At 51.3% G+C, this 17,061-nt stretch carries 14 protein-coding genes, 1 tRNA gene and 1 pseudogene; 12 read left to right on the top strand and 4 right to left on the bottom strand.

Going from position 1 to position 17,061, the window contains the following annotated elements; all coding sequences use genetic code 11:
- Positions 1 to 60: 60 nt before the first annotated feature.
- Together AOC34_RS02725 and AOC34_RS02720 are read left to right on the top strand one after the other, a co-directional pair.
- Positions 61 to 1,002, top strand: coding sequence for a CysB family HTH-type transcriptional regulator (locus AOC34_RS02725; RefSeq protein ID WP_108468664.1), 942 nt, complete (start codon positions 61 to 63; stop codon positions 1,000 to 1,002).
- Positions 1,003 to 1,072: 70 nt separating this feature from the next.
- On the top strand, positions 1,073 to 1,936 hold the full coding sequence (locus AOC34_RS02720; RefSeq protein WP_159074798.1) for a hypothetical protein: 864 nt from the start codon (positions 1,073 to 1,075) through the stop codon (positions 1,934 to 1,936).
- Between the two features lie 76 nt (positions 1,937 to 2,012).
- Here the strand turns inward: AOC34_RS02720 and AOC34_RS02715 are convergent.
- Positions 2,013 to 2,097, bottom strand: a tRNA-Leu gene (locus AOC34_RS02715).
- Between the two features lie 66 nt (positions 2,098 to 2,163).
- Positions 2,164 to 3,138 carry a quinone oxidoreductase family protein gene (locus AOC34_RS02710; protein WP_108470007.1) on the bottom strand — a complete coding sequence of 325 codons (975 nt, stop codon included), beginning with the start codon at positions 3,136 to 3,138 and terminating at the stop codon, positions 2,164 to 2,166.
- A gap of 207 nt (positions 3,139 to 3,345) precedes the next feature.
- On the opposite strand from AOC34_RS02710, the gene AOC34_RS02705 reads away from it, so the two are divergent.
- The 8 genes and pseudogenes from AOC34_RS02705 to rng all read left to right on the top strand — a co-directional run bounded on the left by AOC34_RS02705 (position 3,346) and on the right by rng (position 10,072).
- Positions 3,346 to 4,068 (top strand): YebC/PmpR family DNA-binding transcriptional regulator, encoded by a 723-nt coding sequence (locus AOC34_RS02705; RefSeq protein WP_108468662.1) that lies wholly within the window; start codon positions 3,346 to 3,348, stop codon positions 4,066 to 4,068.
- Positions 4,069 to 4,098: 30 nt separating this feature from the next.
- Positions 4,099 to 5,376: a phosphoribosylamine--glycine ligase gene (gene purD, locus AOC34_RS02700; RefSeq protein ID WP_108468661.1), complete on the top strand. Its 1,278-nt coding sequence runs from the start codon at positions 4,099 to 4,101 to the stop codon at positions 5,374 to 5,376.
- Between the two features lie 40 nt (positions 5,377 to 5,416).
- Positions 5,417 to 6,328, top strand: a complete 912-nt coding sequence (gene hemF / locus AOC34_RS02695; RefSeq protein WP_108470006.1) for an oxygen-dependent coproporphyrinogen oxidase — start codon at positions 5,417 to 5,419, stop codon at positions 6,326 to 6,328.
- Positions 6,329 to 7,033, top strand: a complete 705-nt coding sequence (nadD, locus tag AOC34_RS02690; RefSeq protein WP_108468660.1) for a nicotinate (nicotinamide) nucleotide adenylyltransferase — start codon at positions 6,329 to 6,331, stop codon at positions 7,031 to 7,033.
- 28 nt (positions 7,034 to 7,061) lie between these two features.
- Positions 7,062 to 7,454 (top strand): annotated as a pseudogene (rsfS, locus tag AOC34_RS02685) (ribosome silencing factor); the annotation flags it as partial.
- 42 nt (positions 7,455 to 7,496) lie between these two features.
- On the top strand, positions 7,497 to 7,940 hold the full coding sequence (gene rlmH / locus AOC34_RS02680) for a 23S rRNA (pseudouridine(1915)-N(3))-methyltransferase RlmH (protein WP_108468658.1): 444 nt from the start codon (positions 7,497 to 7,499) through the stop codon (positions 7,938 to 7,940).
- Positions 7,941 to 7,956: 16 nt separating this feature from the next.
- Positions 7,957 to 8,607, top strand: a complete 651-nt coding sequence (locus AOC34_RS02675; RefSeq protein WP_108468657.1) for a Maf family protein — start codon at positions 7,957 to 7,959, stop codon at positions 8,605 to 8,607.
- A 1-nt stretch (position 8,608) separates the two neighbouring features.
- The gene (gene rng / locus AOC34_RS02670; protein ID WP_108468656.1) at positions 8,609 to 10,072 is read left to right on the top strand and encodes a ribonuclease G; all 1,464 of its coding nucleotides are present in this window, start codon (positions 8,609 to 8,611) and stop codon (positions 10,070 to 10,072) included.
- Positions 10,073 to 10,087: 15 nt separating this feature from the next.
- Here the strand turns inward: rng and msbA are convergent, their stop codons facing one another.
- The gene (msbA, locus tag AOC34_RS02665; protein ID WP_108468655.1) at positions 10,088 to 11,851 is read right to left on the bottom strand and encodes a lipid A export permease/ATP-binding protein MsbA; all 1,764 of its coding nucleotides are present in this window, start codon (positions 11,849 to 11,851) and stop codon (positions 10,088 to 10,090) included.
- 10 nt (positions 11,852 to 11,861) lie between these two features.
- On the opposite strand from msbA, the gene AOC34_RS02660 reads away from it, so the two are divergent.
- A complete protein-coding gene (locus AOC34_RS02660) occupies positions 11,862 to 12,635 on the top strand; it encodes a glycosyltransferase family 2 protein (protein ID WP_108468654.1) in 774 nt (257 codons plus the stop codon).
- Complete coding sequence (locus AOC34_RS02655; RefSeq protein WP_234408138.1) at positions 12,632 to 13,432, top strand: glycosyltransferase family 2 protein; 801 nt, start codon at positions 12,632 to 12,634, stop codon at positions 13,430 to 13,432. Before AOC34_RS02660 ends, AOC34_RS02655 begins: the two co-directional genes overlap by 4 nt.
- Before the next feature lie 11 nt (positions 13,433 to 13,443).
- Here AOC34_RS02655 and dnaE read toward each other — a convergent pair whose 3' ends face one another.
- Entirely contained in the window at positions 13,444 to 17,061 is a 3,618-nt protein-coding gene (dnaE, locus tag AOC34_RS02650; protein ID WP_108468653.1) for a DNA polymerase III subunit alpha, read from the bottom strand.

The raw sequence follows: 17,061 nt of genomic DNA, 5'->3' as shown, positions 1-17,061 counted from the left end.
TCGAAAGATAATTTAGAATTAAGTTCCTATATCGATCAAGATATATAAGGAAGCCTTTTCATGAATTTGCATCAATTTCGGTTTGTCCGCGAAGCCGTTCGCCAGCAATTCAACCTGACCTCCGCCGCAAAAGCCCTCTTCACATCCCAGCCTGGGGTTTCCAAGGCGATTATTGAGCTTGAGGATGAGCTGGGAGTTGAGATCTTTCGTCGCCACGGCAAACGGATCCGAGCACTCACCGAGCCCGGCAAACGCATCCTCCTCTCGATAGAGCGGATCTTGGATGAGGTCGAAACCCTAAAGCGGGTTGGTCAAGACTTTGCGACCCAGGACCAAGGCAGTTTTGTTATTGCCACCACCCATACCCAAGCCCGCTATGCATTACCAAAAGTCTTGACGGAATTTACCAAACGATTTCCGAAGGTCCGCGTCAGCATTGCCCAAGGCAGCCCTTCGCAGATCGCCGATATGCTCTTGCACGATGCAGCGGATATTGCGATTGCAACGGAAGGCATTGCCAATTGCGAGGGCGTTATCGCGCTACCGGGTTACCAATGGCAACACCTCCTGATCGTGCCAGTCAATCACCCCCTGCTGAGTTCGCGCTCGATTACGATCGAGGATCTCGGCAAGTACCCATTGATTACCTATGACAAAGCATTTGCTGGGCGCAACAAAATTGATGCCGCATTTGCCCAGCGTAATGTGCAAGCAGACATCATTCTGGAAGCCATCGATGCAGACGTGATTAAGACCTACGTCGAAGTTGGCATGGGCATTGGCATTGTTGCGGGGGTTGCTTTTGATGCAGAGCGTGATCGCAATCTGCGCGCCATTCCGGTGGGGCATTTGTTTGGCAATAACGTCACCCACTTGGGGGTCAAGCAAGGCGCCTACTTGCGTTCGTTTGTCTTTACCTTCATTGAGTTATTCTCGCCGACCTTAACGAAAAAGATCGTTGAGCAGGCGATGTCGAATACGCCAGAGAATTATCAGATATAAGTATGGATTTATGGATTCGGTAAGCACTTATTGGGCAACTTACTGACACCATTACTTTGGAGAACATTTGATGATGAAGTTCACTCCTTACTTTATTAAACTCCTTTTCCTTGCAATCGTGTTGCAGACGTATCCAGTAAGCGCCCAGGATGGCGCAACTCAGACTGTGGGCCTGAATGAGGAAATAGTATCGGTTGATTTAAATGGCGATAGAAAACAAGTCGGGGTTTATACAACCAGCTCTAGTTCCAAAAACCCAACGCGGTTAGCGGTTTTACTTCCAGGGTATCCCTCCGTAGTGCGGCCCGTTGTTGAGAACGGCGTGATGACTAACTCCAGATTGTCAGGTAATTTTTTAATCCGATCGCGGCAATTCTTAGTGGATGAGACGATTGCTAGTCTTATTGTGGACTGCCAATCGGATAGTGGCGACCTTTGTTCGAGCACTTATCAAGCATCTAAGCAAAGGCAGGAAGACGTAGATAAATTGATTGCCGAAGTCAAAAGACGGACGCCATCCATTTCTGAAGTGTGGCTCATAGGTACCAGCATGGGGACGATTTCATCCTCATATATGCCGATCCATAATCCCAGCGGGTATGCCGGCGCTATTCATACGGCTTCTATCACCGAGCCCTATGCCAGAAATTCGTACCGTGAGTTAGGTGGCTTTGACTATAAAAAAACAACGGTCCCACAGTACTTTGTTCATCACGCTGCGGATCCCTGTTTTTTAACTACCTATGCTGGCGCTAAGTCGATAACCGACAAATACAAAGTTCCGCTGATTACAGTTACCGGGGGCGGTGACTTTAAGGGGGATGCATGCAAAGCATTTACCGAGCATGGATTTCGCGGCAAGGAAAAAGACGTGATGCGCAATATTGGAGTGATTATCAAGACTGGTAGAGCTGACCAGCTTGTTATCAATTAAATCACAGCGCGCAGACCAGCTTGAATCAATACGTTCATAACGCATGCGCTTAAACATACACATCGATTTCAAACGATGGTGCCTCGGGTCGGACTCGAACCGACACGCCTTGCGGCACCGGATTTTGAGTCCGGCACGTCTACCAATTCCATCACCGAGGCAGGTGAACTCAGCGGCAGAGAACCGCTGAGAGGTGAGAGTGTAACAAATACTGCGCTGCTATCCGATTAAGGTAACAGAATCGTCGATCCAGTCGTTTTGCGGCCTTCTAGATCCCGGTGCGCCTGTACTGCATCTTTCAAGGCATAGCGCTGCTTAATCTCAATCTTGACCTTGCCCGAACTGACTTTATCGAATAAATCCGCGGCCATCGGCTCGAGCAAGCTGCGATTAAGAACATAGGTGCTAACAGTGGGTCTGGTGACCTTGAGCGAGCCTTTGCTGGCAAGAATGCCGAGATCGAGCAAGGGAGGTGAGCCTGAAGCGCCGCCAAAGGAAACTGCCATGCCACGGGGCGAGACGCAATCCAGGGTCTGCATAAAGGTGTCTTTACCCACTGCGTCATAGGCAACAGGAACGCCCTTGCCGTTGGTGATGTCCTTAACGCGCTTTACAAAGTCTTCCTCGCGGTACAGGATGACGTGGTCGCAACCATAGGCTTTGGCAATCTCGGCTTTTTCAGGGCTGCCAACCGTACCAATCACGGTAGCGCCAATCGCTTTGAGCCACTGGCATGCAATGAGGCCAACGCCCCCAGCAATCGCATGAAACAACACGGTATCGCCCTTTTGTACTTTGTAGCTATCGTTCAACAGGTATTGCACGGTCAAACCCTGCAACATCATGGCCGCGCCCTGCTCAAAGGAGATCGAATCTGGCAACTTGACCAAGATATCGGCAGGCATGATGCGGGCTTCTGCATAAGCACCGGTAGGACGACCTGCATACGCCACCCGATCGCCCACCTTGACGTGGGTAACATCAGGTCCGACTTTTTCAATCACGCCGGCACCTTCCATGCCAATCCCACCGGGGAGTGGCTGGGCATAGTAGCCCGAGCGAAAGTACACATCAATGTAGTTCAGGCCACATGCGTGGTGACGGATCAATACCTCGCCTGGACCGGGTTCGCCGAGCTCCACATCGACCCATTTCATGACCTCGGGGGCGCCTGTTTCGGTAACGCGGATTGCTTTGACGATTTCCTTGCTCATATTGATTCCTAATGTTGTGTGTTGTCTTGGTGGTCCAATGCCCCATTGTGTGGGGTCGTTTTTTTCGTTCTAAAGCGAGTTACTGGGCTTGCAAAGCCAAATCCATAAAATTAATTGCACTTTTTGGCTTTAGACCCCGTATTTTGCCTAAAATTGGGGTCTGTAGGCAAAATTACTCAAAAAGGATCAATCCGCATGGCCGGTCACTCAAAATGGGCCAATATTCAGCATCGCAAGGGTCGTCAGGACGAAAAGCGCGGCAAGATTTGGACCAAGCTCATCAAGGAAATTACTGTCGCCGCTAAATTGGGTGGCGGAGACTTGGCCACCAATCCCCGCTTGCGCTTAGCGATTGATAAAGCCAAAGACTCGAATATGCCCAATGACAACGTGCAACGCGCGATTCAGCGCGGCACCGGCTCGCTTGAAGGCGTGAACTACGAAGAGATCCGCTACGAAGGTTATGGCATCAATGGAGCCGCCGTCATTGTGGATTGCATGACCGATAACCGCACGCGCACCGTTGCCGAAGTGCGCCACGCTTTTACTAAATACGGCGGCAATATGGGCACCGAAGGATCGGTGGCATTTTTGTTTCAGCACTGCGGTCAGCTGCTATTTGCCCCCGGCACCAATGAAGATCAATTGATGGGATGCGCTCTCGATGCGGGAGCGAATGATGTGATCACCCATGACGATGGCGCGATTGAAGTATTAACGTCGGTAGCTGATTTTTCTAAGGTGCAAGACGCCTTGCGCACTGCCGGTTTCCAGGCGGAACTGGCCACGATCACGATGCGGCCTGAAACTGATATTAGTCTCGAGGGTGATCAGGCCGAAAGCATGCAAAAACTCTTAGACGTCTTAGAAAATCTGGACGACGTTCAAGAAGTATTTACAAATGCTTCCATCCAATAAACACACGCACTCCCTTTAGAAAATAATCCCATGAAGATTCTCCTTATTGGCTCCGGTGGCCGCGAACATGCCCTAGCATGGAAGTTAGCCCAATCCCCGCAGGTTCAAAAAGTGTATGTCGCGCCCGGCAATGGCGGTACTGCTAGCGCAAAGCAAACCCATGCTGGCATTGAAAATCTTCCAATTGCTGATTTACAAGGGCTTGCTGATTTTGCGAAGCGCGAACAAATTCATTTGACGGTAGTGGGTCCCGAAGCCCCTCTAGCAGCAGGTATCGTCGATGTCTTTCGCAATGCTGGCTTACGCATTTTTGGACCCACCCAATTAGCAGCGCAACTCGAATCATCCAAGGACTTTTCAAAAGCCTTCATGAAACGCCACGGCATTCCAACTGCGGATTACCAAACCTTTTCCAATATCCAAGAGGCGCATGCCTATATTGATCTTAATGGCGCGCCGATTGTGATCAAAGCCGATGGCCTGGCTGCTGGCAAAGGCGTCGTAGTGGCAATGGACTTAGCGGAGGCTCACGCTGCCGTCGATATGATGCTAGCCGATAATAAATTGGGTAATGCCGGCGCACGCGTTGTGATTGAAGAATTTTTAACCGGCGAAGAAGCAAGTTTTATTGTGTTGGTCGATGGCAAAAATGCCTTGGCACTCGCCACGAGCCAAGACCACAAACGTTTACTCGATGGCGACCAAGGTCCCAACACCGGCGGCATGGGCGCCTATTCCCCAGCACCCGTAGTTACCCCTGAAATCCATGCCAAAGCCATGCGTGAAGTCATCATGCCAACCATTCAGGGTATGAAAGCCGATGGCATTCCCTACACTGGCTTTTTATATGCTGGCCTCATGATTGGTCCTGAGGGTCAAATCAAAACTTTAGAATTCAACTGCCGCATGGGGGATCCAGAGACCCAGCCAATCATGGCGCGCCTGCGCAGTGATTTGGTTCACGCCTTAGATCAGGCAGTCGATGGCAAGCTCAATGAAGTGGAATTGGAGTGGGATCGCCGCACCGCCCTTGGGGTTGTGCTGGCAGCGCACCAATACCCCGATACGCCACGCAAAGGCGATGCCATTACTGGCATTCCCGAAGATACCGCTAGCGCCATGACCTTTCATGCCGGCACCACCATGGCAGACGGCGTGTTGCGTACCAACGGCGGCCGAGTACTCTGCGTTGTTGGCCTGGCCGATACCGTGCGGGGAGCCCAAAAAGAGGCTTACCAGGTCATTGAGCAAATCCATTTTGATGGCATGCAATATCGGCAGGATATTGGCCATCGCGCTCTAAAATAAGGTTGGCATCCATTTCCCCACCAGTGAGCTCAATTTGCAAATCGACATACAAGTACTGAAAGACTACTTCCTAGGCCTACAGGACCGCATCGTTTCTGCTACCAGCCTGCTTGATGGCAAGGCCTTTGTTGCGGATAGCTGGCAAAAACCAGAAGACAGTCCATTGCGCGGATCGGGGCGAACCTGCATTTTAGAAAATGGCAACATCCTTGAAAAAGGCGGTGTTGGTTTTTCCCATGTGCGTGGCGACAAAATGCCAAGCACTGCTACCCAAAATCGCCCTGAAATGGCAGGCCGTAGTTTTGAGGCGATGGGTGTTTCATTGGTATTTCACCCGCGCAATCCAAAAGCACCTACCGCCCATATGAATGTGCGCTGTTTTATTGCGCAAGCGCCAGATAAGGATCCGGTATGGTGGTTTGGCGGCGGCTTTGATCTCACCCCCTACTATGGTGTTGACGAGGACTGCAAACACTTTCACCAAACGGCGAAGAATGCGCTTGATCCCTTTGGCAGCGAGTTGCATCCCCGATTCAAAAAATGGTGTGACGAATATTTTTACTTAAAGCACCGCAATGAACCACGGGGTATTGGCGGCGTCTTTTTTGATGACTTTAATGAGCTTGGGTTTGAACGCAGCTTTGCTATGACACAAGCGGTAGGTAATTCATTCATTGAGGCCTATTTACCAATCTTGGAGCGCCGCTACCAAGAGCCATACACCCAAGCCGAACGGGATTTTCAGGAATACCGCCGTGGCCGTTATGTCGAATACAACCTCATTTTTGACCGTGGCACTATTTTTGGCCTACAGTCGGGCGGCCGATCAGAATCGATTCTGATGTCAATGCCTCCCGTGGTTACTTGGCGCTACAACTGGACGCCGGAACCGAATACTCCAGAAGCAAAACTCTACGATTACTACCTAAAGCCCCGCGACTGGTTGGCCTAATTGACTACACCAGAAAAAATTGGCATCTTAGGCGGCACCTTTGATCCTCCCCATTGGGCCCATTTGCGGGTTGCAGCGCACTTTGCAAGGTTATTTCAGCTAGATCGATTGCTGCTGATCCCGAGTGGCAACCCTTGGCAAAAATCGGCTTTTATTACCCCACCGGAAACGCGCTATCAATTAACCCAAGCGGCTGCCATTGCCCTCAACCGATTATTGGGCGATGAAGGCATTCAGATCCCCATTGAAGTGGATCGCATTGAACTGGATCGCCAAGGGCCGAGCTACACCATCGATACGGCGATTGCCCTGCGGCAGCGTTATGGCAGCACAACCCATCTCATTTGGTTAATGGGGGCCGATAGCTTGATGCAAATCGATACTTGGCAAGACTGGCAGCATTTGCTCAAAGAGGTCCATTTGGCCGTGGCGCGGCGTCCTGAATTTGCTTTAACGATTGATCCTCAATCGGAGTTAGGTCGCTTTATCCAAGTGCACCAAACCAACGATCCGCATGTACTTGAGCTGGCGCCCTGCGGCTCGATTTACTTGGACCAAATGCTCGACATGTACCTCTCATCGATTGCCATTCGCAAACAACTGGCTACTGGCGGCATTAATCCAAACACGCCTTTGGCTGAGCAAATACCCAGTGAAGTATTGGATCTGGTTGAGAAGTTAGGCCTTTACTCCCAATCACGATAAGATCATTCCCTATTCATTAAAAGACACTATGGACCTACGTAAATTACAACGCACCATTATTGATGCCCTGGAAGATGTCAAGGCGCAGGACATTCGCGTCTATGACACCACCAAACTCAGCGAGTTATTCGATCGCGTGATTATCGCAACTGGCTCAAGCAATCGCCAAACCCGCTCGCTGGCGATGTCGGTGAAAGAAGAAGTGAACAGCAAAGGCGGTGAAGTGATTTCCATTGAAGGTCTAGAGACAGGCGAATGGGTCTTGGTTGATTGTGGTGACATCGTAGTGCATATTTTGCAACCCATGCTGCGCTCGTACTACCAGCTGGAAGGCATGTGGGGCGCTAAGCCGGTCCGCGTTAAATTAGCGGGCGCTAAAGGCCTAGCGAAAGCCAGTGAATTTTCCGACGAGGATGAGGACTAAGTCAGCCTACCTGGCTACATCGTCGTCCTCTAGTCACGTATGCGCCTCATCATCATTGCAGTAGGCCATAAGATGCCAGACTGGGTATCAAGCGCTTGCAATGACTACCTCAAGCGCATGCCCCCCGATTGCAGCATCGAACTCAAAGAAATCAAACCCGACCTCTCCCCCGCCAAAGAGGCCATCAAGATCACTGCGGCCATACCCAAAGGAGTGCGCCTGATTGCACTCGATGAACGGGGTAAGGACCTGAACACGCAGGGCGTTGCTGAGCAATTAGCCCAATGGCGCCAAGATGGCGGTGACGTGGCTTTTCTGATTGGTGGTGCCGATGGCTTGGATGCCAGCCTCAAGCAGAAAGCCGATGCCATTTGGCGTTTATCCAGCCTCACCTTGCCACATGCAATGGCGCGGGTCTTGTTAACCGAACAACTCTACCGGGCATGGACGATTTTGCAAGGCCACCCCTACCACCGTGAATAAGTAATCTCCTTTAGCAATGCATTCTTTTCTCTACCTTGCATCCCAAAGCCCCCGCCGTCAGGAATTACTGACGCAACTGGGTGTGCGTTTTGAATTGCTCTTACCTAGTAGCGATGAGAATGCGGAAGCAATCGAGGCACCACTCGCCAATGAAAATGCCAGAGCCTATGTTGAGCGCGTGACGCTGGCGAAATGCGATGCCGCATTACAGCGCTGGGCAAAGAGGAATTTACCGTGGGCGCCGATTTTATGCGCCGACACCACCGTGAGCCTTCCCAACAGCGATGCCGCCCAAATCCTCGGCAAGGCTTCGGATGCGGCCGATGCGGAGCGCATCTTACGCTTGCTCAGCGGCCAAACCCATCAAGTACTAACGGCGATTGCACTGCTTCCCCAGCAATCAGCAAAACCCATTAGCCTGGTACAGGTATCGGAAGTGGAATTTATGCCTCTCAGCGATAACCTGATCAAAGCCTACATTGCCAGCCAAGAACCCTATGGCAAAGCTGGCGCCTACGGCATTCAAGGCCTGGGGAGTGCTTTTATCCGCAGAATCGTGGGGAGTTACAGCGGCATCATGGGGCTACCCCTATTTGAAATGGCTACCCTACTGCAACAGGCTGGCGTATCCTTTACGCTCACGCCAGAAATTGCAAACCAAGCCTAATATGAACGAAGAAATTCTGATCAACATTACCCCCCAAGAAACACGGGTGGCATTGATTCAACAAGCAGCGGTACAAGAGCTGCAAATTGAGCGCACCCGCCAGCGGGGAATTGTGGGCAATATTTACTTGGCTAAAGTGGTTCGGGTTCTGCCCGGAATGCAATCGGCTTTTATTGAGATGGGTCTCGAGCGGACGGCATTCATGCACGTGGCCGACATTGCTCAACAAAACCAGCAGACCCAAATCGAGAAAGTCCTCTACGAAGGCCAAACCTTAATTGTGCAAGTGTTAAAAGATCCGCTTGGCACGAAAGGTGCACGCCTTACAACCCAGATCAGCATTGCAGGTCGCAACCTGGTGTATTTGCCGCAATCGCAAAAAGAATCTAGCAATGAACCTTATATCGGCGTCTCGCAGCGCATTGAAAATCAAGATGAGCGTGACGCAATCAAAGCCCGCATCGCTGGACTGCTGCCCAGCAATCAAACCGGCGGAATTATTGTGCGCACCATTGCACAAGACGCCACGGACGCGGAACTGACGCTCGATCTGCACTACCTTAAAACAACCTGGGAAACCATTTTGGCCTCAGTGAATCAGAAAACCGCGCCCGCCCTGCTCTTTCAGGATTTGAGCTTGGCAGAGCGCGTATTGCGTGATCTAGCCAGCGATAAGACCATGCAAATACGGGTTGATTCAGCGGAGAACTTTGAGCGCTTAAATCGCTTTGCGGAGACCTATACGCCTAACCTCGTTGGTAAGTTAACCCTGCATCGCGGCGAGCGTGCCTTGTTTGATTTATTTGATGTCGACGCAGAAATCAATAAAGCCTTGGGTCGACGTGTCGATCTCAAGTCCGGCGGGTACCTGATGATCGATCAGACCGAGTCCATGACGACCATCGACGTCAACACCGGCAGTTATGTCGGCGCTCGCAATTTAGACGACACGGTTTTTAAAACCAATCTGGAGGCCGCACAGGCCATCGCACGCCAGCTGCGTTTGCGTAATTTGGGCGGCATCATCATCATCGACTTTATCGATATGCTGACCCGCGAACACCAAGAGGCCGTATTAAGTGAGCTCAAGCGTAACTTAGAGCGGGATCATGCACGTAGTACGGTCAGCCAGTTCTCGGCCCTTGGTCTTGTGGAGATGACCCGAAAACGGACGCGCGAGTCCTTAGCGCATATTTTGTGTGAGCCATGCGCAACCTGCAGCGGCAAAGGCGAAATTAAAACCGCCCAAACCATTTGCTATGAAATCCTACGGGAGATCGTCCGCGAGCATCGCCAATTCAATCCAAGGGAGTTTCGTATTGTGGCATCGCCCGACGTCATTGATCTCTTCTTGGAAGAAGAAAATCAGTTTTTAGCGATGCTGGGGGATTTTGTTGCTAAGCCCATTCGCCTGCAAGCAGAAGGTTCATTTAAACAAGAGCAATACGATATTGTCTTGAGTTAACGCTCTATTTTGTCACTAGGCATTAGCAAACTGCAGCCGATGCAGATTACTATACAAACCGCCTTTGGCAATTAACTCGGCGTGAGAGCCTTTCTCCACCACTTGCCCATGCTCTAAGACCACAATGCGGCTCGCATGCTCAATCGTAGATAAGCGGTGCGCAATCACCAAGGTGGTACGACCAGTCATTAGTCGATCTAGCGCTTCTTGCACTTGACGCTCGGATTCAGAATCGAGGGCTGAGGTAGCCTCGTCTAAGATCAAGATTGGTGCATCCTTGTAAATGGCTCTGGCAATCGCCAAACGCTGTCGCTGCCCGCCAGAGAGTCGGTTGCCGTTATCGCCAATCAGAGTGTCGATACCTTGCGGTAACTCACTTAGCAGATTGGTGAGATTAGCTGCCTCTAGAGCCTCAATCACACGGCCACGATCGATTCCGTTTACTGCATCGGTACCATAGGCCACGTTTGCGGCGATCGAGTCGTTAAACAAGATAACGTCTTGGCTGACAAATGCAATCTGACGTCGTAAATCAGATAAAGATAACTGTTCTAAGTTCACGCCATCGAGCTCAATTGCGCCCGAAGTGGGCCTAAAAAAGCGCGGCAACAAACTCACTAGCGTCGACTTACCGCCACCAGATGGCCCTACAAATGCAACCACTTCACCTGCCTGAATCGACAGACTGACGTGCTTCAGGGCATCTTGTCGCTCAGCATCTTGCTGATACGAAAAAGAAACATCTTTAAAGGCAATGGCGCCTTTTGCTTTTTCTATTCGCTGTACGCCCGCTTTACGCGAATCGTCCTCCTCGATCGGTTGATCCATCAAACCAAAAATCATCTCGGCCGCAGTGAGGCCACGCTGCAATGGCTGATTGATGTCAGCCAGATGTTTAATCGGCGAAATAATTAACATCATGGCCGTGATAAATGCAGCGAAGCCACCCACGGTAGTGCCTTCGGTAGAAGATTGCATCAATGCAATCACCAGCACCACAGAAAGCGCCATGGAGGCAATCAGTTGGGTAATCGGTTGATTTAAGCCGCCCACTACCGCCGTCTTGAGCGCAAAGCGTCGCAAGCGATCTGCCTTGTCAAAAAACCGGCTCATCTCATAGGCTTCACCGCCATGAACCTTAACAATCTTATGCCCTGAGACGGATTCTTCAACAATGTAGGCAAGCTCGCTGGTCATGGCCTGTTGCTCCCGATTCAAGCGGCGCAAACGGCGATTAATCAGACTCATGATGTAGGCAATGATCGGAAAAATGATCAATACCACCAAGGTTAGTTTCCAGTTAAGGTATATCAAGTAACCCAATAAACCGAGTACCGTTAACGAGTCGCGCACCAAACTAATGAGCATTGTGCCCATGATGCTCAGAACATTATTGACTTCAAACACAACCGCGTTGATTAGACTCGATGCAGAACTCTTTTGATAAAACTCGGTCTTGGCATGCAGCAAGGTTTGGAACATCTGCTCCCGCAGTTTTAGCAGTACTGCGTTAATAACCCTGGATAACAAATAATTCGACAGAAATTGAGCGCCGCCCCGGATAAATGCGAGCCCGACTAAAAAGATGGGGACTAGCCATAACTTGCCATCGAGCTCCCCCGTAAATCCACGGTCCAATAGCGGTTTCATTAAGGCCGGTATCGATGTTTCAGCCCCAGCTACCAGCGCCATAGCCAAAATCGACCCAATAATCGTCTTGGTATGGGGTTTTAAATACTGGATTAGGCGGTTTAGGGCAATTCTGTCGTCGGCATTCATATAATGAATTATGCCCACCTTATCCGTCATACTCATCACTCGCAATGAAGAGACCAATCTTCGGGACTGCCTTGCCTCCTTGGGAGGGCTTGCCCAGCAGGTGGTGGTGGTCGATACGGCCAGTACCGACGGAACCATTGCGATCGCCCAGGAATTTGGCGCCACCATTGCCCAACCAGTGGATTGGCCCGGTTTTGGCCCCCAAAAGAACCGGGCACTGGACCTTGCCACGGGTGATTGGGTCCTCTCCCTTGACGCCGATGAGCGCCTAACACCAGCACTTCAAGCGGAAATTGCAGGGGTTCTAGAAAAGCCGGGCAATTCGACCTGTTTTGCGATCCCTAGGCTGTCTTGGTATTGCGGCCGCTTCATTCGCCATTCGGGCTGGAATCCCGATTACGTAGACCGCTTATTTCAGCGTGGTAGCGCTCGGTTTTCCAATGACTTAGTGCATGAGCGGCTGATTCCGAGTGGTGCCGTTGTGAAGCTAAAAAACCACATGCTGCACTACAGCTTTATGAACTACTCACAGGTACTGCAAAAAATTGATCGCTATTCCAGCGCCTCAGCCGAACAAGCCTTTGCCAAAGGTAAACGAAGCAGCCCTCTGGCGGCGATTGGCCATGGGGCTTGGTCATTTTTTCGAACCTACTTTATTCGCTTGGGTTTTTTGGATGGTCCTCAGGGCTTTTCACTGGCACTCGCCAATGCCCAAGGATCGTATTACCGTTATATGAAAATCTGCGAACTCGCCAAAGCATCCCAAGTGGAGCAGAAACCATGAGCATGATTTCGGTGATTGTGGCAACCTACAACTGGCCGCAAGCCTTGCGACTCTCGCTTGAGTCCTTAAAGACGCAAACCGATCGCAATTTTGAAGTCATCATCTCTGACGATGGCTCACGTCCCGATACCCGTGAATTGATTGATGGAATGCGTGCTGATTTTCCCGCGCCCATGGAGCACGTTTGGATCGAAGACGATGGTTGCCGCAAGACCGTGGTTGGTAACTTAGCGATTGCAGCATCAAAAGGCGATTACCTTATTTTTATAGACGGTGACTGCATTGTGCAGCCCGATTTTATTGCCCAGCATCGAAAACTAGCAGAACCTGGCCACATGGTAACGGGCAGTCGTATTCTGTCAAACAAGGCGCTCGCCCAAGAAATGCTGTCATGGCCCCATTGGAGTTTTGAGCGCTTCAAGCAGCATGCACTTAACTATCGCTTACGCGGCAGTCTCAATAAATTACTGCCCCTGTTCGTTAAGTTTGGTGATCACTCACGCAGACTGTACAGCACGTTTGTTTGGCGGCGCATTAAGGGCTGCAATATGGCATGTTGGCGCAGCGACGCTATCGCGATTGGCGGGTTTGATGAAACGCTGCTTGGCTGGGGGCACGAAGATGCTGACTTTGTCTTTAGACTGCAGGCCATTGGCGTTGTACGTAAATCAGGTGCCTGGGCGACCGAAGTCATTCATATCTTTCATAAAGTGCGCGATCAATCGAATGATAAAAGCAGCAGAGAGCGGCTTAATGAAAAAATTCGTGCGTATGCGACCTTAAAAGCGTCGCAATAAACCCAGTATTGTTAAGCGTACTGCACCGTCACTGGATCCGCCTGTGTTGTTGCAAGCAATTGATGCAGGCTATGCAAACACGCATCGTCTGGATAAAGCCGCAATTCATCCGGAAACTGCACTAAGCAAGCACTGCCGCTAGCAGTGACCACCGCAGTGAGCGGTAACCCCTTCATGCCATCCGATGGGCTAGGCGCCAGATTTGGCGGCATACCAGGCTTCGCTTGTTGCTGGCGATTACTGATTAAGTACGGATTGATTTGACTGCGGAAGACTTTCAGGTCAATCGCAGAGTCCATCCGCACATGCACATTGCGACCGAAGCGCAAACGCGCGCCCGCGATGTCCATCACAGCCTCTGCCACAATCCGCGTGCCGCCCGAAAACTTATCGGGCGTAACGTTTACTTTAGCGATAACCAGCTCATCCTCTTTTAGCCAGGATCGATTGGGCTCATACACTTCGCTATAGAGCATGACTTCCATTGCCGCAGTACCGTCGTCAATCGTAGCAACCATCATTCGGCCGCGTTGCCCGGTTAGCATCCGCGCCGAAGTAATAATGCCGGCGAGCAATTGGTCTTTTCCTTCGGTTACCTTGACCAAGGGTTGACGTACAAAATGCGCTACCTCATTGCGGTATGCGTCAAACAAATGGCCTGTAAGGCATAAGCCCAGGGCAGTTTTTTCTTCCTGTAGTCGTTTCTTTTCAGGCCAGGGTGGCTCACTCACGAGCTCGGGCAAATGGCGGTCGGTTTCACCGGCGGTTTCAAACAAGCTCACCTGATGAATCGATGCCTCGGCCTGCTCAGCCGCCTCAATCGCCCGCGCCAATGATGCCATTAAGGTAGAGCGAATGTCGTATGGCTTGCCTTTTTGATTAGATCCCGCGGCATACAAACTATCAAAGGCGCCAGCGCGCATCAACGCTTCAATTGCACGGCGATTGACTTGGCGCCGATCAACGCGCGCACAGAAATCAAACAGATCAGTAAAGGGGCCGCCGGTTTCGCGCGCTTTAACAATTGCCTCAATCGCTGCTTCGCCGGTGCCGCGCACCGCGCCCAATCCATAGCGAATATCGGTCAAGGGCTGATCGATTGGCGTCCCTTGCGTACGCAGGGGAGTAAATTCATAGGTGCCGGTATTGATATCCGGCGGCAATACCCGTAAGCGATTTTGCAGGCAATCGTCGTACAGAATTTTGACCTTATCGGTATCATCCATCGCCAGCGATAAGTTACCCGCCATAAATTCAGCAGGGTAATGGGCCTTGAGCCACGCAGTTTGATAAGCCAGTAAAGCGTAAGCGGCAGCATGGGATTTATTAAATCCGTAGCCGGCAAAGCGCTCCATCAAGTCGTAAATCTCATTAGCCTTGACTTCGGTAATGCCGCCTTTTTTGGCGCCCTCACTAAAGATCTTGCGGTGCTGCGCCATTTCTTCTGGCTTTTTCTTACCCATCGCTCGGCGTAATAAATCAGCACCACCCAGCGAATAGCCCCCAATCATCTGGGCCATCTGCATCACCTGCTCTTGATAGACCATGATGCCGTAGGTTTCACGCAGAACAGGCTCAATGCGGGGATCGGGATACTCCACCTGTTGGCGGCCGTGTTTACGGGCAATAAAGTCCGGGATCAGATCCATTGGGCCGGGACGATAGAGCGCTACAAGCGCGATGATGTCTTCAAAGCGATCGGGCTTGGCGTCACGTAACATGCCCTGCATGCCGCGACTTTCCAGCTGAAAAACCGCAACGGTATTAGCGGATTTCAGTACCTCAAATGCAGCAGGATCTTCTAATGTAATGTCACCAATATTCCAATCTTTACGATCGGCATGCAGTGCTTTAATCCAACGCTCGGCTGCGGCCAAGATGGTCAGTGTGGTTAAGCCCAAGAAGTCGAACTTAACGAGACCAATGGCTTCAACGTCATCTTTATCGTACTGACTAATGACCGAGCTACTGTCTTGGTCTTTGGAGTCTTGCGTATACAGCGGACAAAAATCCGTTAATTTACCTGGGGCAATAAGAACGCCGCCGGCATGCATACCCACGTTGCGGGTCATGCCCTCGAGCTGCTGGGCAAGCGCTAAGAGCTGGCGAACTTCATCTTCGTTACGCTCGCGCTCGGCCAATTGCTTTTCTTCTTTTTTGGCCATCTCGATGGTGACGAGTTGACCGGGCTTGAACGGCACGAGCTTTGCAATACTATCGACAAAACCATAGCCCTGCTCCAAGACACGGCCCACATCCCGAATAGCCGCTTTGGCTGCCATGGTGCCAAAGGTTGCAATTTGACTCACGGCATCTTTACCGTATTTGTCTTTGACGTACTGAATCACGCGGTCGCGCCCGTGCTGGCAAAAATCGATATCAAAGTCGGGCATCGATACCCGCTCTGGATTTAAGAAGCGCTCAAACAGCAGGTTGTATTTAAGGGGATCGAGATCCGTAATACCAAGGGAATAGGCCACTAAGGAGCCGGCGCCAGAGCCGCGACCAGGGCCGACTGGCACGCCATTGTTCTTTGCCCAGTTAATAAAGTCGGCAACGATTAAAAAATAACCCGGAAAGCCCATTTGCTCAATGGTCTTCACTTCAAACGTTAAACGCTCACGGTAACGGGGCTCTTCTGCGGCCCGCTGCTGCGGATCCGGAAAGTTGCGCTCCATGTGCTTTAGCAATCCAACTTCAGCCTGCTTAAATAAATAATCCCCGAGTGAAATACCGGCCGGAATCGGAAACTCCGGCAACCGAGGCTGACCCAATACCAAGGAGAGATTGCAGCGTTTGGCAATCTCCACCGAGTTAGCGAGTGCGCTTGGTAAATCAGCAAAGCGCTTTTCCATCTCGGCTTGGCTTAAAAAATATTGCTCGGGATTAAATTTTTTCTGGCGGCGTGGATTGCCGAGTAACTCGCCCTCCGCGATACACACCCGCGCCTCATGGGCATTAAAATCATCCCGGTGCATAAACTGCACTGCATGGGTCGCCACTACTGGCAATGCCAGCTTGCTGGCAAGTTGGCAGGCCAACTGCAGGTGTTGTTCATCTTGCGGATGCCCAGCACGCTGCACCTCAATAAAGTAAGCGCCCGGAAAGAGAGTTTTCCAGCGCTCGGCAGCCGCTTTTGCCTGCTCTTCTTGGCCAGCCAATAGTGCGGTACCCACATCACCCAGATGCGCGCCCGATAAGGCAATCAATCCGTAGGACAGCGTACGGCCAACGGCTTGATCTTCTTTTTTTGCAGCCGGCTCACTAAACCACCGAGGGTCCACTTCCGCGCGCCCCCGCGATTGGTTATCGAGCGATGCCCGGCTGAGTAGCTGGCATAAGTTCAAATAGCCGGAGTGATTTTGCACCAGCAACAGCATGCGGTAGGGCTGATCGGGGTCTTGTCCATTCGAGAGCCATACATCGGCGCCGGCAATCGGTTTCACTCCGCCTTCTCGGGCGGCCATATAAAACTTCACCAGCCCAAATAGGTTGCTCAGGTCGGTAATGGCTAAGGCTCCCATACCATCGCTGCTGGCTGCAGCAACCGCATCATCAATGCGCACGACTCCATCCGTAATCGAAAACTCGGAATGAACGCGCAGATGAACAAAACGGGGTACGGCCAT

The organism is Polynucleobacter difficilis, assembly GCF_003065365.1.
Classification (GTDB): domain Bacteria; phylum Pseudomonadota; class Gammaproteobacteria; order Burkholderiales; family Burkholderiaceae; genus Polynucleobacter; species Polynucleobacter difficilis.
Note: the sequence above shows the minus strand (reverse complement) of the source record. Positions and strands in the feature narration are given on the sequence as shown.

Bases quoted from the DNA above. Each gene is read 5' to 3' on its own strand.
- dnaE (WP_108468653.1), bottom strand. From the start codon at position 17,061: ATGGCCGTACCCCGTTTTGTTCATCTGCGCGTTCATTCCGAGTTTTCG.
- msbA (WP_108468655.1), bottom strand. From the start codon at position 11,851: ATGAATGCCGACGACAGAATTGCCCTAAACCGCCTAATCCAGTATTTA.
- AOC34_RS02720 (WP_159074798.1), top strand. From the start codon at position 1,073: ATGATGAAGTTCACTCCTTACTTTATTAAACTCCTTTTCCTTGCAATC.
- AOC34_RS02675 (WP_108468657.1), top strand. From the start codon at position 7,957: ATGCATTCTTTTCTCTACCTTGCATCCCAAAGCCCCCGCCGTCAGGAA.
- AOC34_RS02705 (WP_108468662.1), top strand. From the start codon at position 3,346: ATGGCCGGTCACTCAAAATGGGCCAATATTCAGCATCGCAAGGGTCGT.
- AOC34_RS02725 (WP_108468664.1), top strand. From the start codon at position 61: ATGAATTTGCATCAATTTCGGTTTGTCCGCGAAGCCGTTCGCCAGCAA.
- rng (WP_108468656.1), top strand. From the start codon at position 8,609: ATGAACGAAGAAATTCTGATCAACATTACCCCCCAAGAAACACGGGTG.
- rlmH (WP_108468658.1), top strand. From the start codon at position 7,497: ATGCGCCTCATCATCATTGCAGTAGGCCATAAGATGCCAGACTGGGTA.
- purD (WP_108468661.1), top strand. From the start codon at position 4,099: ATGAAGATTCTCCTTATTGGCTCCGGTGGCCGCGAACATGCCCTAGCA.
- AOC34_RS02660 (WP_108468654.1), top strand. From the start codon at position 11,862: ATGCCCACCTTATCCGTCATACTCATCACTCGCAATGAAGAGACCAAT.
- AOC34_RS02655 (WP_234408138.1), top strand. From the start codon at position 12,632: ATGAGCATGATTTCGGTGATTGTGGCAACCTACAACTGGCCGCAAGCC.